Genomic DNA, 18386 nt, shown 5'->3' on the forward strand with positions numbered 1-18386 from the left:
TCCATGATGGGTCCTCCGCGTCTTCCGGGTCCTCTATGGCGGGTCTCCTACGGGCGGAGGCGCAGCCCCCTCGGGGTGGCGTGGAAGCCGGCCGCCTCCAGCGGGCGGGCGAGCGGGGAGGTGAGGGCGGTGGAGCCGTTGACCCGCTCGACGGTGACCGTGCCGAGCGACCCGGCCAGGGCGGCCGCGGCCAGGGCCTCGGCGGCGGCTCTCAGCGCCGGGTCCTCGGGGTCGGCCGGCCAGCACAGCAGCGTCTTTCCGCCGCGCTCCATGTACAGCGTCAGCTCCCCGTCGACCAGGACGACCATGGAGCCCGCCTTGCGGCCGGGCTTGTGCCCCGCGCCGCTCGGCGGCTCGGGCCAGGGCAGCGCCGCCCCGTACGCGTTGGCCGGGTCGGCGGCGGCAAGGACCACCGCGCGCGGGCCCGCGCCGGCCTCCGCGCCGCGGTCCCGGGCGGTCGCCGCCGCGCGGAGCCGGTCCACGGCCCCGTCCATCGCGAACTGGGCCGCGCCGAGACCCTCCACCACATAGCCGCGGCGCGCCTGCCCGCTGTCCTCGAAGGCGGACAGAATGCGGTACGTCGCCGAGAAACCGCCCTCGACGCCCTCGGCGGCCACGGCGCCCCGGGTGACCACACCGTGCCGGTCCAGGAGTGTGCGGGCGAGCGCGTGCGCGCGGTGGGTCGGCTCAGGCTCCACGGGCGGAAGCAGCGACCAGCGTCCGCTGACCGTGGGTGGTCCGGTCCGGGACGCGGGCCGGGCGGCCGCGGTGAGCGTGCCGTAACGGCCGCGCGGGACCGTGCGCTTGGCGCGATGAGCCGTGGACCCCGCCGTACGGCCCGAGCCGAGCAGGGAACGCAGCGGGGCGAGGGTGTCGTTGGTGAGCCGGCCCGACCAGGCCAGGTCCCAGACCGCATCGGCGAGTTGGGGATCGGTGGCGTCCGGGTGCGTGGTGGCCCGTACCTGATCGGCGATCTGGCGGAAGAACAGGCCGTATCCGCCGGACAGGGTGGTGAGCACCGACTCGTGGAGCGCGGTCTGCTCCAGCGGGTGCGGCGGCGGGAGCAACAGCGGCGCCGCGTCGGCCAGATAGAGCGAGATCCAGCCGTCCTTGCCGGGCAGGGCTCCCGCGCCGGCCCAGACGACCTCGCCCGTCGTGGTCAGCTCGTCGAGCATCGCGGGGGAGTAGTCCCTGACCCGGGACGGCAGGATCAGCTTCTCCAGGGCCGAGGCCGGCACGGGCGCGCCCTGCAACTGCTCGATGGCGCGGGCCAGCCCGTCGATCCCGCGCAGGCTGCTGCTCCCCAGGTGCTGCCACTGCGGAAGGAACGTGGCGAGCGCGGCCGGGGCCACCGGCTCCACTTCGTGCCGGAGCGCGGCGAGGGAGCGGCGGCGCAGGCGGCGCAGGACGGCTGCGTCGCACCACTCCTGGCCGATCCCGGAGGGATGGAACTCGCCCTGGACGACCCGGCCGGCCGCGGCGAGGCGCTGGAGGGCCCCGTCGGTGACGGCGGCTCCGAGGCCGAAGCGGGCGGCTGCCGCGGAGGACGTGAACGGGCCGTGCGTGCGCGCGTGCCGGGCCAGGAGATCGCCCAGGGGGTCCTTCACCGGCTCCGTGAACGCCTCGGGCACTCCCACCGGCAGGGCCGTGCCGAGGGCGTCCCGCAGCCGGCCCGCGTCCTCGATCGCCGCCCAGTGGTCGGTGCCCGCGATCCGGACCCGGATGGCCCGGCGGGCGGCTCCCAGCTCGTGCACCCAGGCCGGCTCCGCGCCGCGCTCGGTCAGCTCGGCCTCGGTGAGGGGCCCGAGTACCCGCAGTGCGTCGGCGACACCCTCCGGGTCCTTGATCCGGCGCTCCTCGGTGAGCCACTGGAGCTCCCGCTCCAGCTCCGTCAGCACGTCCGCGTCGAGCAGCTCGCGCAGCTCCGCCTGACCGAGCAGCTCGGCGAGGAGCCGCGAGTCCAGGGAGAGGGCGGCGGCCCGCCGCTCGGCGAGCGGGGAGTCTCCCTCGTACAGGAACTGGGCCACGTAGCCGAAGAGCAGGGAGCGGGCGAACGGCGACGGCTCGGGGGTCGTCACCTCGACCAGCCGGACGCGGCGGGACTCGATGTCGCCCATGAGCTCTTGGAGCCCGGGGACGTCGAAGACGTCCTGGAGGCATTCGCGGACCGCTTCCAGGACGATCGGGAACGATCCGAACTCGCTCGCCACCTGGAGCAGTTGCGCGGCGCGCTGGCGCTGCTGCCACAGCGGGGTGCGCTTGCCCGGGTTGCGCTTGGGAAGCAGCAGGGCCCGCGCGGCGCACTCCCGGAAGCGGGAGGCGAACAGGGCCGATCCGCCGACCTGGTCGGTGACGATCTGACCGATCTCGCCCTTGTCGAAGAGCGCGTCCGCCGCGCCGACCGGGGCCTGGTCGGAGTCGTACGTCGTGTCGAGGTGCCGGCCGGGGTCGATCGGCTCCTGGTCCAGGAGGTCCAGGCCCATCAGGTCGGCGTCCGGCAGCCGCAGCACGATCCCGTCGTCGGCGTGCATCACCTGGGCGTCCAGGCCGTACCGCTCGGCGAGCCTGGCTCCCAGGGCCAGCGCCCACGGGGCGTGCACCTGGGCCCCGAAGGGGGAGTGGATGACGACCCGCCAGTCGCCGAGCTCGTCCCGGAACCGCTCCACCAGGATCGTGCGGTCGTCCGGCACATGGCCGCAGGCCTGGCGCTGCTCGGCCAGATACGCCAGGACGTTGTCGGCCGCCCAGGCGTCCAGGCCGGCGGCGACCAGGCGCAGCCGGGCGTCCTCGGTCTCCAGGGAGCCGACCTCGCGCAGGAACGCGCCCACCGCGCGGCCCAGTTCGAGCGGACGCCCCAGCTGGTCGCCCTTCCAGAACGGCAGCCGGCCCGGCACGCCGGGGGCCGGGGAGACCAGGACCCGGTCCCGGGTGATGTCCTCGATCCGCCAGGAGGTCGTGCCCAGCGTGAAGACATCGCCGACCCGGGACTCGTACACCATCTCCTCGTCCAGCTCCCCGACCCGGCCGCCGCCCTTCTTGGGGTCGGAACCGGCCAGGAAGACGCCGAAAAGCCCCCGGTCGGGGATCGTGCCGCCCGAGGTGACCGCGAGCCGCTGCGCACCCGGACGGCCCGTGACCGTGCCGGCCACCCGGTCCCACACCACGCGCGGGCGCAGCTCCGCGAAGGCGTCCGAGGGATAGCGCCCGGCCAGCATGTCCAGGACGGCCGTGAACGCCGACTCGGGCAGGGAGGCGAACGGAGCGGCCCGGCGGACCGTGGCCAGCAGGTCGTCCACCTGCCAGGTGTCCAGGGCGACCATCGCCACGAGCTGCTGGGCCAGGACGTCCAGCGGGTTCGCCGGGACACGCATCGACTCGATCGAGCCGCTGCGCATCCGCTCGGTGACCACGGCCGCCTGGACGAGATCGCCGCGGTACTTCGGGAACACCACGCCCGTCGACACGGCGCCGACCTGGTGTCCGGCACGGCCCACGCGCTGGAGGCCCGAGGCGACCGACGGCGGGGACTCGACCTGCACGACGAGATCCACCGCACCCATGTCGATGCCCAGCTCCAGACTGGAGGTCGCCACCACGGCGGGCAGCCGGCCCGCCTTGAGGTCCTCCTCGACCTGGGCGCGCTGCTCCTTGGAGACCGAGCCGTGGTGGGCGCGGGCGAGAAGCCCGGGCGCGCCCCGCGCGGCGCCGGACTGCGCCATGATCTCGGCCGGCGGCGGCCCGTCGTCGGGCAGTGGCTCGCCCATGGCGCGCTCGTACGCGATCTCGTTGAGCCGGTTGCACAGCCGCTCGGCCAGCCGGCGCGAGTTGGCGAAGACGATCGTGGAGCGGTGGGCCTGGACGAGGTCGGCGATGCGCTCCTCGACATGCGGCCAGATCGACGGCTTGTCCCCGCCGTCCGTGCCCTCGGAGGCGGGGGAGCCTCCCAGCTCGCCCATGTCCTCGACCGGGACGACCACCGAGAGGTCGAACTCCTTGCCCGACGGCGGCTGGACGATCTCCACCTTGCGCTGCGGCGAGAGATAGCGGGCGACCTCGTCCACCGGACGCACCGTCGCCGACAGGCCGATCCGGCGGGCCGGGCGGGGCAGCAGCTCGTCGAGACGCTCCAGGGACAGCGCCAGATGCGCGCCGCGCTTCGTCCCGGCGACCGCGTGGACCTCGTCCAGGATGACCGTCTCGATCCCGGCGAGCGCGTCGCGGGTGGCGGAGGTCAGCATCAGGAACAGCGACTCAGGGGTCGTGATCAGGATGTCCGGCGGCTTCGTGGCCAGCGCGCGCCGCTCGGCGGGCGGCGTGTCACCGGAACGGATCCCGACCCGCACCTCCGGCTCGGGCAGCCCGAGCCGGACCGACTCCTGACGGATACCGGTCAGCGGGGAGCGCAGGTTGCGCTCGACGTCGACAGCCAGCGCCTTCAGCGGCGAGACGTACAGCACGCGGCAGCGCTTCTTGGGGTCCGCCGGCGGCGGGGCGGAGGCCAACTGGTCCAGGGAGGCGAGGAAGGCCGCGAGCGTCTTGCCGGAACCCGTCGGGGCGACGACGAGCACGTCCGAGCCCGCGCCGATGGCCTGCCAGGCGCCCTCCTGCGCCGCGGTGGGCGCGTGGAAGGCCCCGGTGAACCAAGCACGGGTCGCGGGGGAGAACGAGTCGAGTGCGGACCTGACCATGCCACCCATCGTGCACCCCGCCACTGACAACCGCCCGGACCTGGGGAAAACCCGCTCGTGACGGCGGCGGCCGGTGGCGCAGAATGGGGGCATGGCGACGGGCGAACGCGCACGGTACTGGCAGTACGCCGAGCTGCCCGGCGTCGACCTGCTGCACGCCCACTACGTGCACAAGGCCTTCGCCCGGCACACGCACGAGTCCTTCGTCTTCGCCGCCATCACCGACGGCGTCGAGGCCTTCCACTACCGCGACGAACTCGTGCACGCAGGGCCCGGCCAGATCGCCCTGGTCAACCCCGACACCCCGCACACCGGGCACGCGGGCGTGCCCGAGGGCTGGACGTACCGCACGATCTACCCCGACGCGGAGCTGATCCGGTCCATCGCCGCCGACACGATCGCCCTGCGGGGCGACGTCGGATTCACCGCGCCCGTCGTCGACGACCCGTACGCCGCGCAGCTCGTCCTCGGCGTCCACCGGGCCGCCGAAGAGGGCAACGCGCTGGCCGCCGACAGCCTGCTGCGGCTGGTCACCGCGAGGATGCTGCGCAGCCACGGGGGCCGGATCGCGCCGCTCGCTCCGCGCTCGGCCGGCGCCCGCAACGCGGCACGCGCGCGTGCGGTCCTGGAGGAGCGGATGACCGACCCGCCGACGCTGGAGCGGCTCGCCGCCGACCTGGGCACCAGCCCCTTCGCCCTGCTGCGGGCCTTCCGGGACGCCTACGGGATGCCGCCGCACACCTGTCTCACCGACGCGCGCGTGCGGCGGGCCCGGCGGCTGCTCGACACGGGGACGGCCCCGGCGGAGGCGGCCGTCGCCGTCGGCTTCACCGACCAGCCGCACCTCAACCGGCACTTCACGCGGAGCGTGGGTGTGCCGCCGGGGGCGTACCAGCGCTCGCGGGGTCCGGGTGCGGGTGCGCGGGGTGGCGGGTCGCGGGGTGCGGGTGCGGGTGCGGGTGCGGGTGCGCGGGGCGCGGGCGTGGGCGTGGGCGTGGGAGATGCGGGGTCGCGGGGTGCAAGAACGTACAAGACCGGGGACGGCCCGGCCTCGTAGCGTCCCTGGCGTGGCAGAACAGACAGCACCCCCAGTCATACGGGAGGGGACCACCACGGCGGACTCGAGGGTCGTTCGCGACGCGCTCGGGGTCGGGATCGCCGTCGGCCTCTCCGGCTTCGCCTTCGGCGTGACCTCCACGGGTTCCGGGCTCAGCCTGCTCCAGACCTGCGCGCTCAGCCTGCTCGTCTTCACCGGCGCCTCGCAGTTCGCGCTGGTGGGGGCACTCGCGGCCGGCGGGAACCCGTTCACGGCCACCGCGGGCGCGTTCTTCCTGGGCACCCGTAACGCGTTCTACGGGCTGCGCCTGTCCCAGCTCCTCGCCCTGCCCCGTGCGGTCAGGCCCTTCGCCGCGCAGTGGGTCATCGACGAGACGGCGGCGGTCGCGCTGGCGCAGCCGACGCGGCGGACGGCGCGGGTCGGCTTCACCGTCACCGGGCTCACGCTCTACCTGCTGTGGAACCTGACGACGCTGCTCGGCGCCCTCGGGGCCGAGGCCATCGGCGATACCGAGGCCTGGGGCCTGGACGCGGCCGGACCCGCCGTCTTCCTCGCGCTCCTCGCGCCCATGCTGAGGACCGCGACGGAGCGGTACACGGCGGGGCTCGCCGTCGTGCTCGGCCTCGGCCTGCTGCCCGTGCTGCCGGCCGGGGTCCCCGTCCTTGCGGCGGCGCTCGCCGCGCCCGCGGTGCTGTGGGTGCGGGGGCGGCGCATGGCAGGTCGGACGGGAGCGGCGGACGCGTCGGGCGACGAGGGGGAGCGATGAGCGTCTGGATCGCGATCGGCCTCACGGCCGTCGGCTGCTACCTCCTCAAGCTGCTCGGACTCCTGGTGCCCGCGGGCGCCCTGGAACGACCGCTCGTCCAGCGCCTGGCGGCCCTGCTCCCGGTGGCCCTCCTCGCGGCGCTCACCGCCCAGCAGACCTTCGGCGCGGGTACCGGTCTCGCCCTGGACGCCCGCGCGGCGGGCGTCACCGCGGCGGCCGTCGCCCTGGTCCTGCGAGCCCCGTTCCTGGTGGTCGTGGCCGCAGCTGTCGCCGTCACGGCAGGGGTCCGGGCGCTGGGAGGGTGACAAGCCCGGCGGACCGGTAGCCCAGCGGTTCGGCGCCCAGCGGCGTCTGGTCTCGGCCCGCCGAGCGGTCCGGAGCCGGCGTCCGGTGGACACGGTGAGGGTCAGGTGATCGGGCGGCCGTGGGCGCGTAGCGTTCGTAGGGCTTCGATCGTCACGATCGGGCGTGCCTCCAGTGCCGTGCCCGGGGCCCACTGGCGCCAGGTGACCGGCCAGCCGCCGTCCTCCTCCTGTGCCGCCGCCAGGTGGTCGAGCGAGCGTGCCATCTCCTCGTCCGTGAACCAGCGGCGTGCCAGCGAGTCCGGCACGCGCGCGTAGTCGTACGGGAAGTGGTGCTCGCCCGGTGCGTACCCGGGTGCCACCGGGAACTCGTCGAGCCGGTCCGGATCCAGGACCGCCAGCCGCTGCTCCCGCACCAGGCGCCCCAGCCGGTCGGCCACCGCCTGCGCCCGTGACCGGTCCGGGACCCCGTCCAGGAAGGCGACGGCGGCCTCGATCTCGTACGGGTGCGACTTCTCCAGCGACTCCACCGCCGACCAGCAGAACTCCGTCGCGCGGAACAGCCACGCGTGCCACACCTGGTTGCGGTGGAGCAGCCCGACCACGGGGCCGGTGGACAGCAGGGCGCTGGGCGGGTCGTCGACGATCGGCACGAACGGTGCGGCGGGATAGCCGCGCTGCGAGGGGTGGACCGCGGGCAGCGCCCCATCGTGGGTGGACACCTCGGTGAGGTAGCGGCAGATCCGCTCGACCCGCAGCCCGCCGCAGCGGCCGATCGAGTCCAGGACCCGCAGCGCGTGCCCGGTGTGCAGCGGCTGGCTGACCGGGCCGCGCAGATCCGGTTCGAGGGCGTGGCCGTAGCCGCCGTCTTCGTTGAGGTACGCCGCGAGGGCGACCTCGACGGGTTCCGCGGCGCCGCGCAGGAAGTGGTAGGCGAACCGGCGCTGTTCGAGCACGCGGGCCGTCAGCCAGATGAAGTGCTCGGCGCGCGCGAGGGGAGTGGGGTGCGGAGCCGCGAGAGGAGTTCCAGCCATGGTCCGACCGTAGGCTGCCGAGGACGTGTGACAAGGCTTACCGGCCGGGCTGCACTCTTGGGGGCGGGATACTGGGGTCATGCGGTTGACGATTTTCTGGGAGCGGATGGCGGACCACTTCGGCGGGTCCTACGCCGAATCCTTCGCACGGGACCATGTGATGTCCGAACTGGGCGGACGTACGGTGCACCAGGCACTGGACGCCGGGTGGGAGGCGAAGGACGTGTGGCGGGCCGTCTGCGCGGCCATGGACGTACCGGCGGACAAACGCTGACTCGCCCCGGCCGGGACGGAATGTCCGCGCGGTGCGCGAGACTGGCGGGGTGCCTCCGACTGACGAAACCGACGAGACCGGGAAGACGACCGCCGACGGGACCTTCCAGCAGGCCGTGAACGGGCGATCCCCAGAGGCGGGAGCGGAGACGGGGGCGGGCGGGCGGTCGGCCGTGGGCAGAGCCCCTGTGGCGACGGCCGACACGGCACCCGCGGGTGGTGAGCCGCCGACCGTACCCGCGCCGACTCCCGAGCCCGCGCCCGTACCCGCTCCCGGGTCCGGAGCCGGTACGCCAGGGGCCCGTACGCCGTCCGCGTCCGCCGGGCGGATGCCCCGCTGGCTGCCGCGGGCCCTGGTGCTAGCCCTCGCGCTCTACGCCTGCTTCCAACTGGGCAGCTGGGCCTTCCACCAGCTCATCGGGCTCCTCGTCAACATCCTCCTCGCCTTCTTCCTGGCCCTCGCCATCGAACCGGCCGTCGGGCGGATGGCCGCCCGGGGCATGCGGCGAGGACTCGCCACGTTCCTCGTCTTCCTCACCGTCATGGTCGTCAGCGTCGGCTTCGTGGTGCTGCTCGGCTCGATGCTGGCGGGCCAGATCGTCGACATGGTCGAGAACTTCCCCAAGTACCTCGACTCGCTGATCAACTGGATCAACCAGACGTTCCACACCGAGCTGTCCCGCGTCGAGGTCCAGGACAGCGTGCTGCGCTCCGACTGGCTGCGGAAGTACGTGCAGAACAGCGCGACCGGGGTCCTCGACGTCTCCGCCACCGTCCTCGGCGGCCTGTTCAAGCTGCTGACGATCTTCCTGTTCTCGTTCTACTTCGCCGCCGACGGGCCCAGGCTGCGCCGCGCGCTGTGCTCCGTCCTGCCGCCGGCCCGCCAGACCGAGGTACTGCGGGCCTGGGAGATCGCCGTCGACAAGACAGGCGGCTACCTCTACTCCCGCGGCCTGATGGCGCTCATCTCCGGCGTCGCGCACTTCGTCCTGCTGGAGATCCTCGGCGTGCCGTACGCGCCGGCGCTCGCGGTCTGGGTCGGCCTCGTCTCGCAGTTCATCCCCACCATCGGCACGTATCTGGCGGGCGCGCTGCCCATGCTGATCGCCTTCACCGAGGACCCCTGGTACGCGCTGTGGGTGCTGGTCTTCGTCGTGATCTACCAGCAGTTCGAGAACTACGTCCTCCAGCCCAAGCTGACGTCCAAGACCGTGGACATCCACCCGGCGGTCGCGTTCGGCTCGGTGATCGCCGGCACGGCCCTGCTCGGCGCGGTCGGCGCGCTGATCGCGATCCCGGCCGTCGCCACCCTCCAGGCGTTCCTCGGCGCCTATGTGAAGCGTTACGACGTGACGGACGACCCGCGCGTCCACGGCCACCGGCGCTACGGGGAGGCCGTCGTCGCGCGGCTCCAGAAGGCGCTGCACCACAAGAAGGAGCAGGGCCAGGTGTCGTCCGGGGAGGACGGCGCCTGACCGCGCGTCAGCGGCGTTCCAGCCGCACCTTCGGAAGGATCCGCTCCACCGGCGCCGGGAGCCACCACGCGCTCCCCGCCGCCCGCGCCGGGGATCCGTCGTCCGGTGGCCGCGGGCCCGCGTGGTGCGCTTGACACCAAAATCGAACATCCATTCTCATGGGGGTTCGGCCCTTGGAATCGCGGGGTTGTGAGCGAGTTATCCACAGGTCGGAGGGACGGCGGGGCCCATTGTCAGTGGCAGGGGTTAGCGTCTTTCACATGAAGCGATCGACTCAAGCAAACCGGGTGGAACCCATGGCAGGTACCGACCGCGAGAAGGCACTCGAAGCCGCGCTCGCGCAGATTGAACGGCAATTCGGCAAGGGTGCCGTGATGCGCATGGGCGACCGCACCCAGGAGCCGATCGAGGTGATCTCCACCGGCTCGACCGCCCTCGACATCGCGCTCGGCGTCGGCGGACTGCCCCGCGGCCGTGTCGTGGAGATCTACGGGCCGGAGTCCTCCGGTAAGACGACCCTGACCCTGCACGCCGTTGCCAACGCCCAGAAGGCCGGCGGCCAGGTCGCCTTCGTGGACGCCGAGCACGCCCTCGACCCCGAGTACGCGAAGAAGCTCGGCGTCGACATCGACAACCTCATCCTGTCCCAGCCGGACAACGGTGAGCAGGCCCTCGAGATCGTCGACATGCTGGTCCGCTCCGGCGCCCTCGACCTCATCGTCATCGACTCCGTCGCCGCGCTCGTCCCGCGCGCGGAGATCGAGGGCGAGATGGGCGACTCGCACGTGGGTCTCCAGGCCCGCCTGATGAGCCAGGCCCTCCGGAAGATCACCAGCGCGCTCAACCAGTCCAAGACCACCGCGATCTTCATCAACCAGCTCCGCGAGAAGATCGGCGTGATGTTCGGCTCGCCAGAGACCACGACCGGTGGCCGCGCCCTGAAGTTCTATGCCTCGGTGCGTCTCGACATCCGCCGTATCGAGACCCTCAAGGACGGCACGGACGCGGTCGGCAACCGCACCCGCGTCAAGGTCGTCAAGAACAAGGTCGCGCCGCCCTTCAAGCAGGCCGAGTTCGACATCCTCTACGGCCAGGGCATCAGCCGCGAGGGCGGCCTGATCGACATGGGCGTGGAGCACGGCTTCGTCCGCAAGGCCGGTGCCTGGTACACGTACGAGGGCGACCAGCTCGGCCAGGGCAAGGAGAACGCCCGCAACTTCCTGAAGGACAACCCCGACCTCGCCGACGAGATCGAGAAGAAGATCAAGGAGAAGCTGGGCGTCGGAGTCCGGCCGGGGGCCGCGACGGCCGAGGCCGGCGCCGAGGCCCCCGGCGCCGCGGAGGCGGCCGCCACGGACGAGACGGCCAAGTCCGCCCCGGCGGCCAAGGCCACCAAGGCGACCAAGGCCCCGGCGGCCAAGAGCTGAGCCCGTGACCGGTCGCACCGAATGGCCGGGCGACAGCGCCGACTCGTCGAGGGCCGAGAAGGAGCTGTCGCCCCAGGATCCGGCTGAGCGGGCGCGGGCGATCTGCCTGCGCCTGCTCACCGGGACCCCCCGCACCCGCAAGCAGCTCGCCGACGCCCTGCGCAAGCGCGAGATCCCCGACGAGGTCGCCGAAGAGGTCCTCTCCCGTTTCGAGGACGTCGGGCTGATCGACGATGCCGCGTTCGCCGATGCCTGGGTGGAGTCCCGGCACCACGGGCGAGGGCTCGCCCGTCGCGCCCTCGCCCGCGAACTGCGAACCAAGGGCGTCGACCCCTCGCTCATCCAGGAGGCGGTGGGGCAACTGGACTCCGAGCAGGAGGAGATCACCGCGCGCGAGCTCGTCGACCGCAAGCTCCGCGCCACCCGCGGCCTCGACCGGGACCGCCGGCTCCGCCGCCTCGCGGGCATGCTCGCCCGCAAGGGCTACCCCGAGGGCATGGCCCTACGGGTGGTCCGACAGGCCCTGGAGGCCGAGGGCGAGGACACGGAGGGGCTGGACGAGGCCTTCTAGCCGGCCGCGCGGGGGCGGTGCGTTGTTCCGTACGGTCTACGCCCTTGTGCTGGCTACGCCCTCGCGTCGGCTACACCCTCGTACCCGCTACGCCCTCGCGCCGGGCAGCAGTACCGGAAGGCCCGCCGCCTTCCAGGCCTGGAAGCCGCCGATCACGTCGGTCGCCCGGTGCAGCCCCAGTTGCCGGAGCGAGGCCGCCGCCAGCGAGGACGCGTAGCCCTCGTTGCAGAACACCACCACGCGCAGGTCGTGGCTGTCGGCCTGGGGCGCGTGGTGGCTGCCCAGCGGGTCGAGCCGCCACTCCAGTTCGTTGCGCTCCACGACCAGCGCGCCCGGGATCAGCCCGTCCCGCTCGCGCAGCGCCGCGTACCGGGTATCGACCAGGAGCGCGTCACCCGCCTCGTACGCCTCGTACGCCGCGCGGGGCTCGATCCGGTCCAGGCCGGCCCTGACCCGCTCCAGGAGTTCCTCGATGCTCACCCGCTCGCCTGCCTCGTACGCGCTCACTGCCAGTCCTCCGGACGCTCGACCTGCTCAAGACGGAGCACCACGCCCGACCGGCTGAAGCGCCGGATCAACGGGAGCGGCGGATAGTACGCGTGGACCGACACCGCGTGCGTGTCACCGGACTCGTTGAGCACCTCGTGCACATGGTGCTGCCCGAACGCACGCCCCTTGCCCGCCGGCAGCCGTCGCTCGCGGTCGACGCCGTCGGCCAGTTCCAGGGTCTTCCAGCCGCCCGACGGCAGCCGCACCGCGAGGGAGTTCTCCTTCAGGGTGCCGCGCGCCGTGGTGAACGCGCCGTGCGACTCGGCGTGGTCGTGCCAGCCCGTGCCTGTGCCGGGCGGCCAGCCGATGAGCCAGGCCTCGCTGCCGCCGGGGCCGTCGAGCCGTACCCAGGTACGGCCCTCGGGATCGAGGGGGAGGGAGTCGATCAGTTCGTCGTCCGCCGCCGTCCGACGGACGAAGTCCAGGAGATCGGCGGCGGAAGGCGCGGAGGAGACAGCGGAGGAGACAGGGGACGCGGATGGCGCGGAGACATGCTGGTGCACGGAGGACCGTCCTGGGAGTTCGCGGGGAAGCGCGCGACGGCGCCCCGACATCCGTCGGCGGGCGCGGCCAAGGGCGCGCGGAAGGAAGGGCGAATTCAGCAGGACGGGCGACACACGCAGCCCGCGAAACGGAGGAGATCCATATGGACCCTCCGCCACAGGCGCACATCGGTGTCGGTCACGCTCCGGAGTAGACCATGCGCGCCGGTGACGGTCAATTGACGTCCGCCGTCCGGTCGCCCTTCCCGGTCTGCGACTTCTCCGCCGCGGCCCCGATCGCCGCGGCCCCGCTCGCCACGGTCTCCGCCTTCCCGCCCCGGGTCGCGTCCGCCGCCGCGTACAGCTCGTCCGGCCGGACCCCGGGGAACGAGGCGACCAGATGCCCGTCCGGACGTACCAGCAGCACGGTGTGGGCCGCGGCCCCCGGATACGCCTCCGTCACGAGCAGCTCCGCCTTCACCGGCAGGGCCCGTACCGCCTCGACGAGCCGGGGCATCACGCCCGCGCTCATCCAGTGCCGCCGGTCCCACACGCCCGTCCCGGGCGCGACGAGGACCACCAGGAGCCGCCCCCGGCCGAGCCGGTCCCGGAGCCGTACCGTCGTACCGTCCGGTGCCGTCACGCGTACGTCCTCGACCGGCGCGCCCTCGCCCGTCCCCACCACGACCTGGGACACCCCGGCGTCCTGGGGCGCGAGGGGGGAGTGCGGGTACGCGGGGGGCGCGCCCAGCGGGCCGCGCCCCAGGTGACCGTCCGTCAACAAGTTGTCGTGGCCCCGGGAGCCGCCCGGCAGGTACGTCCGCAGCCCCCCGCCGCCGCGCAGCACCGGCAGCGACTGGTCGGCGGCCCGCAGCCGGGAGGCGACGGCGGCGCGGCGCTCGCTCTGGTAGCTGTCGAGGAGCGTGTCCGAGGCCCCGTGGTGCCAGGCGTACGCGAGCTTCCAGGCCAGGTTGTCGGCGTCCCGCAGCCCCTCGTCGAGCCCCTGCGTCCCGACCGCGCCGAGCAGATGCGCCGCGTCGCCCGCCAGGAACACCCGGTCCACGCGCCAGCGCCGCGCGAGCCGGTGGTGCAGCGTGTGGACACCGGTGTCGATCAACTCGTACGGCGGAGTCTCCCCGCCGCACCAGCCGGCCAGGGTTTCGCGGATCTTGGTGACGAGCGCGTCCGGGGTGACGAGATCACCCCGCGGCGGCAGCAGCCAGTCGATCCGCCAGACCCCGTCCGGCAGCGGGCGGGCCGTGACCTCCTCGCCGCCGCCGCGCCACGGCGGCTGACGGTGCAACAGGGCCTCGCCGGGCCAGGGGAGTTCGGTGCGCAGCGCGGCCACCGCGTGCCGCTCCACCGCCGTACGGCCGGGGAAGCGGATCGCGAGCAGCTTGCGCACCGTGGAGCGGGCGCCGTCGCAGCCGACCAGATGGCTGCCGCGCCACCATGTCCCGCCGGTTCCCGGTCCGGGGCCGCGGGTGTGGGCCGTGACCCCGCTCGCGTCCTGCTCGATGGTGTCCAGGCGGGCGTCGTGGACGAGCTGGATCAGCTCCTGCCCGGCGATCACGTCGCGCAGTCCCCGGGCGAGGGCGTGCTGCGGGATGTGCAGCGGAGCCGCCGGGCCCTCGTCGTCACTCTCCGTACCGCCGAGACCGAGGCTCAGCTCGATGTGCCGCATCTGTTGCTTGCGCCTCAGTGAGCGCCAGCCGACCCAGCGGACCCCTTCGTCACGCAGGGTGGCGCAGCCCAGCCGCTCCACCATCGCGGCCATGTCGGCGCGCAGCACGACGGTGCGGGCGGGGCGGATCTCCTCCTTGCCGGGGCCCTCGTCGAGGACGACGCTGGGCACGCCCTGCGAGGCCAGGGCAAGGGAGAGGGCGAGGCCTACGGGCCCCGCGCCGACGATGATCACCGGGTCCACGGCGCGGCTCCTGAAGGCCGTTCGGTCATGCGGGTAGCACAGCGAAGTGTGGCGCGAGCCCGGTGCGTGATCACAGAACGTATGCAACCCATTGCGGGTGCTTGCGTCAAGCGACGGGGGCAGCGGCGCGACCGCCACTGCCCCCGGATGATGTCACATACTGTCAGTTCTTCGTGATACCGGGCTCGTCGGGCCCGGCGTCCGTGCCGCCCCCGGCGGGGTCGCTGCTCAGCACGATCGCCGTCGCGGTGGCATTGGGGACGACGATCCCCGTCTTGGCCCGGCGGCCCCGCTTCTCGATCCAGGTGGCGAGCGCGGAGAGCGCGAGACACAGCGCGATGTAGATGGCGCCGAAGACCACGATGGTGGAGACGTACGGGTACTGGCCGTTGACCTGCGTGTTGGAGGCGATGAGTCGGGCCGAGTAGAGCAGCTCGGGGTAGAGGATCACGAAGCCGAGCGAGGTGTCCTTCAGGGTGACCACCAGCTGGCTGATGATCGTCGGCAGCATCGCCCGGACGGCCTGCGGCATCAGGACGGTCGTCATGACCTGCGTCTTGCTCATGCCCAGGGCGTACGCGGCCTCGCGCTGCCCCTTCGGCACGGCGTTCACGCCGGCGCGCAGCACCTCGGCCTGGACGCAGCCGTTGTAGATCGACAGGCCGAGGGCCAACGCCCACATCGAGTAGTCGACGAGGAAGGCGACCCAGACGGCGTAGATCGTGATCAGCAGCGGGATGGAGCGGAAGATCTCGATGAAGCCGGTGGCCACCACGCGGACCGGCGCGTGGTCCGAGAGCCTGGCGACGGCCAGCAGCACACCGAGGACGAGCGAACCGACCGCCGCGAGGCCGAACGCCTTCAGGGTGGCGAGGAGGGCGTCGGCGATGTTCTGCCGGATCCCCGCGTAGTTGAAGATGTCCCACATCGCGGGGTCGAGGTGACCCTTGTCGGCCAGCCGGACCACGCTCACGGCGAGCAGCGCGACGATGGCGAGGGTGCCCACGACGGCGTAGATCCGGTTGCGGACACGCGCCTTGGGGCCCGGGGTGTCGAAGAGAACGCTGGCACTCATCGGGCGACCTCCATGCGGCGCTCAAGGAGACGGAAGATCCCGCTGATGGTGAAGGTGACGACGAGGTACGCGATGGCCACCCACAGGAAGATCGGGCCGATGGCGTAGCCCTGCTCGCTCATCAGCGTCTGCCAGCCGAAGAGTTCGGTGACACTGAACGCGCCCGCGATGGCCGAGTTCTTGGTGAGCGCGATGAAGATCGAGCTCAGGGGCGGAAGTACGGTCCGAGTGGCCTGCGGCAGCACGATCATCCGCAGCGTCTGCGAGAAGGTCATGCCGAGCGAACGGGCGGCCTCCGCCTGGCCGATCGGCACCGTGCTGATGCCGGACCGGACGGCCTCGCAGACGAACGCGGAGGTGTAGAAGCCGAGCGCGAGCGAGCCGAGTACGAAGGGGCTCATCCCCGGGAACAGGATCTCCGGGACGACGAAGAACGAGACGAGGAAGAGCAGCGTCAGCGGGGTGTTGCGCAGCAGCGTGACCCAGGCGGTCCCGAAGAAACGCAGCGGCGGGACGGGCGAGACCCGGAAGCCGGCGACGATGACGCCGAGGACCAGCGCGATGACCGAGCTGACGGCGGTGATCGACACGGTTCCTATGAAGCCGTCGCGGAACTCCGGGAAATGGTCGAGCAGTACGTTCATGAGGTCTCCGCGTCGGCGGTCAGCGGCTTACGGGCAGGAGGCTTACGGGCAGGAGGAGCGGCGCCCCGTACTCCCGTACGGGGCGCTCGACTTCGGGCGAGGGATCAGTAGCGGTTGACCGCCGGCGGCGCGACGTACGCGGAGCCGGAGAGACCCAGAGTCGCCTCGTAGATCTTCTTGTACGTGCCGTCCTTGATGTTCTTCTCAAGGATGTCGTTGATCTTGTCGCGCAGGACCTTGTCGTCCTTGTTCAGGCCGACGCCGTAGGGCTCCTCGGTGAACGGCTTGCCGACGACCTTGAGCTTGCCGGCGTTGGCGGCGGCGTAGCCCTTGAGGATCGAGTCGTCGGTGGTGACGGCGTCGACCTGCTTGGTGAGCAGCTGCTGCACGCAGTCGGAGTACTTGCCGAGCTCGACGGTCTGGGCGCCGTACTCGGGCTTCTTGATCTCCTGCAGCGGGGTGGAGCCCGTGATGGAGCAGACCTTCTTGCCCTTGAGGGTCTCGGGACCGGTGATCGCGGTCTCGTCCTTGCGGACCAGGAGGTCGGCGCCGGCCTTGTAGTACGGGCCCGCGAAGCCGACCAGCGCCTTGCGCTTGTCGTTGATCGTGTAGGTGCCGACGTAGTAGTCGATCTTGCCGAGCGAGATCGTCGACTCACGGGACTTGGAGTCGACGGTCATCCACTCGATCTTGTCCTCGGTGAAGCCGAGCTCCGCCGCGATCATCTTGGCGATCTCGACGTCGAAGCCGGACCGCTCCTTGGTGGCCTGGTCCTCGAAGCCGAGGTACGGCTGGTCGGCCTTGGAGCCGATGATCAGCTTGCCGCGCGTCTGCGCCTCCTTGAAGGTCGGCGACTCCAGCTTCACATCGGTGGCGACGATGTACTTGGGGAGCTGCGGGGCGCTCTTGTCGCCGGGCTTCACGGCGGGCTTGTCGCCGGCCGAGCCCTCCTTGCCACCACAGGCGGTCGCGGTCAGTGCGAGCACGGCGACGGCCACGGCCGCGGTCTTGCGGAGCTTCATGGTGAACATCCCTTGGTTTTTGGCGTGTTGATCTGCAGGGTGAAGCATGAGGGCTGACCGCCGTCAGTGGTGCAGGATTTTCGAAAGGAAGTCCTTGGCGCGGTCGCTTCGGGGGTTGCTGAAGAACTCGTCGGGCGTGGCCTGTTCGACGATCCTGCCGTCGGCCATGAACACGACGCGGTTCGCGGCGGACCGCGCGAAACCCATCTCATGGGTGACGACGACCATGGTCATACCGTCGCGCGCCAGCTGCTGCATGACCTCGAGAACCTCGTTGATCATCTCGGGGTCGAGCGCCGACGTCGGCTCGTCGAACAGCATGACCTTCGGCTCCATCGCCAACGCCCGTGCGATCGCGACGCGTTGCTGCTGGCCGCCGGAGAGTTGCGCCGGGTACTTGTCCGCCTGGGTACCGACACCCACCCGGTCGAGCAGCGCGCGGGCCGTGGACTCGGCGTACGCCTTCGTCGTCCGGCGGACCTTGATCTGACCCAGCATCACGTTCTCGAGCACCGTCTTGTGCGCGAAGAGATTGAAGGACTGGAAGACCATGCCGACGTCGGCGCGCAGCCGGGCCAGCTCCTTGCCCTCCTGGGGCAGCGGCTTGCCGTCGATCGTGATGGTGCCGGAGTCGATCGTCTCCAGGCGGTTGATGGTGCGGCACAGCGTGGACTTGCCGGACCCCGAAGGCCCGATCACGACCACGACCTCGCCCCGGGCGATCGTCAGGTCGATGTCCTGGAGCACATGCAGCGCGCCGAAGTGCTTGTTCACGTCGGACAGCACGACCAGGTCGCCCGCCGCCGCAACGGCGTCTTCCGAGCCCTTGGTCACTGACACTCCGCTCATCGGCTTATTGCTCCGTCCTCCTCGGTTGGGGAGGACACTAGGCACGCGGTGCGACGAGCGTCATTACATCTGAGCGGAAATTGAGGATAACGATACGGCCTCAACCGGACACACTGCGTGAAGAGGACGCCCGGTGGCGTACCGGGTGCATAACAGAAACCCTGGTGGAACAGGGGGACACTTGACTGTGACAGCGACCATCGGCGTTCATGCCCTGGTACACAGATAGCCATCACGCGATCACG

General features: G+C 71.9%; 17 protein-coding genes. 7 read left to right on the forward strand and 10 right to left on the reverse strand.

Annotated features, from left to right (window positions below):
* Positions 1-47: 47 nt before the first annotated feature.
* Positions 48-4688, reverse strand: a complete 4641-nt coding sequence (locus ACZ4VI_RS21060) for an Lhr family ATP-dependent helicase (protein ID WP_468001197.1) — start codon at positions 4686-4688, stop codon at positions 48-50.
* Positions 4689-4779: 91 nt separating this feature from the next.
* Between ACZ4VI_RS21060 and ACZ4VI_RS21065 the strand changes: the two genes are divergently transcribed.
* The 3 genes from ACZ4VI_RS21065 to ACZ4VI_RS21075 are packed head-to-tail and all read left to right on the forward strand — an operon-like array spanning position 4780 to position 6816.
* Positions 4780-5745 carry an AraC family transcriptional regulator gene (locus ACZ4VI_RS21065; protein WP_468001199.1) on the forward strand — a complete coding sequence of 322 codons (966 nt, stop codon included), beginning with the start codon at positions 4780-4782 and terminating at the stop codon, positions 5743-5745.
* 10 nt (positions 5746-5755) lie between these two features.
* Complete coding sequence (locus tag ACZ4VI_RS21070) at positions 5756-6511, forward strand: AzlC family ABC transporter permease (RefSeq protein WP_468001201.1); 756 nt, start codon at positions 5756-5758, stop codon at positions 6509-6511.
* Positions 6508-6816, forward strand: coding sequence for an AzlD domain-containing protein (locus tag ACZ4VI_RS21075; protein WP_468001203.1), 309 nt, complete (start codon positions 6508-6510; stop codon positions 6814-6816). The genes ACZ4VI_RS21070 and ACZ4VI_RS21075 overlap by 4 nt, the downstream gene beginning before the upstream one ends.
* A 101-nt stretch (positions 6817-6917) precedes the next feature.
* On the opposite strand, the gene ACZ4VI_RS21080 is transcribed toward ACZ4VI_RS21075, so the two are convergent.
* On the reverse strand, positions 6918-7847 hold the full coding sequence (locus tag ACZ4VI_RS21080; RefSeq protein ID WP_468001205.1) for a hypothetical protein: 930 nt from the start codon (positions 7845-7847) through the stop codon (positions 6918-6920).
* A 79-nt stretch (positions 7848-7926) separates the two neighbouring features.
* Here ACZ4VI_RS21080 and ACZ4VI_RS21085 point away from each other — a divergent pair, with 79 nt between their 5' ends.
* The 4 genes from ACZ4VI_RS21085 to recX all read left to right on the forward strand — a co-directional run bounded on the left by ACZ4VI_RS21085 (position 7927) and on the right by recX (position 11593).
* A complete protein-coding gene (locus tag ACZ4VI_RS21085) occupies positions 7927-8121 on the forward strand; it encodes a DUF3046 domain-containing protein (RefSeq protein ID WP_468001206.1) in 195 nt (64 codons plus the stop codon).
* A gap of 328 nt (positions 8122-8449) precedes the next feature.
* Positions 8450-9595, forward strand: coding sequence for an AI-2E family transporter (locus ACZ4VI_RS21090; RefSeq protein ID WP_468001497.1), 1146 nt, complete (start codon positions 8450-8452; stop codon positions 9593-9595).
* Between the two features lie 296 nt (positions 9596-9891).
* Positions 9892-11022 carry a recombinase RecA gene (gene recA, locus ACZ4VI_RS21095; protein ID WP_468001208.1) on the forward strand — a complete coding sequence of 377 codons (1131 nt, stop codon included), beginning with the start codon at positions 9892-9894 and terminating at the stop codon, positions 11020-11022.
* 4 nt (positions 11023-11026) lie between these two features.
* Positions 11027-11593 (forward strand): recombination regulator RecX, encoded by a 567-nt coding sequence (recX, locus tag ACZ4VI_RS21100; RefSeq protein WP_468001209.1) that lies wholly within the window; start codon positions 11027-11029, stop codon positions 11591-11593.
* An 87-nt stretch (positions 11594-11680) separates the two neighbouring features.
* Here recX and ACZ4VI_RS21105 read toward each other — a convergent pair whose 3' ends face one another.
* The 8 genes from ACZ4VI_RS21105 to ACZ4VI_RS21140 all read right to left on the reverse strand — a co-directional run bounded on the left by ACZ4VI_RS21105 (position 11681) and on the right by ACZ4VI_RS21140 (position 18141).
* Positions 11681-12100 (reverse strand): rhodanese-like domain-containing protein, encoded by a 420-nt coding sequence (locus ACZ4VI_RS21105; RefSeq protein ID WP_468001211.1) that lies wholly within the window; start codon positions 12098-12100, stop codon positions 11681-11683.
* On the reverse strand, positions 12097-12696 hold the full coding sequence (locus ACZ4VI_RS21110) for a cupin domain-containing protein (protein WP_468001213.1): 600 nt from the start codon (positions 12694-12696) through the stop codon (positions 12097-12099). Before ACZ4VI_RS21110 ends, ACZ4VI_RS21105 begins: the two co-directional genes overlap by 4 nt.
* Positions 12697-12740: 44 nt before the next feature.
* Complete coding sequence (locus tag ACZ4VI_RS21115) at positions 12741-12827, reverse strand: putative leader peptide (RefSeq protein WP_361441868.1); 87 nt, start codon at positions 12825-12827, stop codon at positions 12741-12743.
* Between the two features lie 32 nt (positions 12828-12859).
* Complete coding sequence (locus tag ACZ4VI_RS21120; RefSeq protein ID WP_468001215.1) at positions 12860-14551, reverse strand: FAD-dependent monooxygenase; 1692 nt, start codon at positions 14549-14551, stop codon at positions 12860-12862.
* Positions 14552-14714: 163 nt separating this feature from the next.
* Complete coding sequence (locus ACZ4VI_RS21125; RefSeq protein WP_468001217.1) at positions 14715-15626, reverse strand: amino acid ABC transporter permease; 912 nt, start codon at positions 15624-15626, stop codon at positions 14715-14717.
* Positions 15623-16270, reverse strand: a complete 648-nt coding sequence (locus ACZ4VI_RS21130; protein ID WP_468001219.1) for an amino acid ABC transporter permease — start codon at positions 16268-16270, stop codon at positions 15623-15625. Before ACZ4VI_RS21130 ends, ACZ4VI_RS21125 begins: the two co-directional genes overlap by 4 nt.
* A 104-nt stretch (positions 16271-16374) precedes the next feature.
* Positions 16375-17292, reverse strand: coding sequence for a glutamate ABC transporter substrate-binding protein (locus ACZ4VI_RS21135; RefSeq protein ID WP_468001221.1), 918 nt, complete (start codon positions 17290-17292; stop codon positions 16375-16377).
* A gap of 63 nt (positions 17293-17355) precedes the next feature.
* Complete coding sequence (locus ACZ4VI_RS21140; RefSeq protein ID WP_468001223.1) at positions 17356-18141, reverse strand: amino acid ABC transporter ATP-binding protein; 786 nt, start codon at positions 18139-18141, stop codon at positions 17356-17358.
* Positions 18142-18386: the final 245 nt, after the last annotated feature.

The organism is Streptomyces sp. NPDC029169, assembly GCF_055563935.1.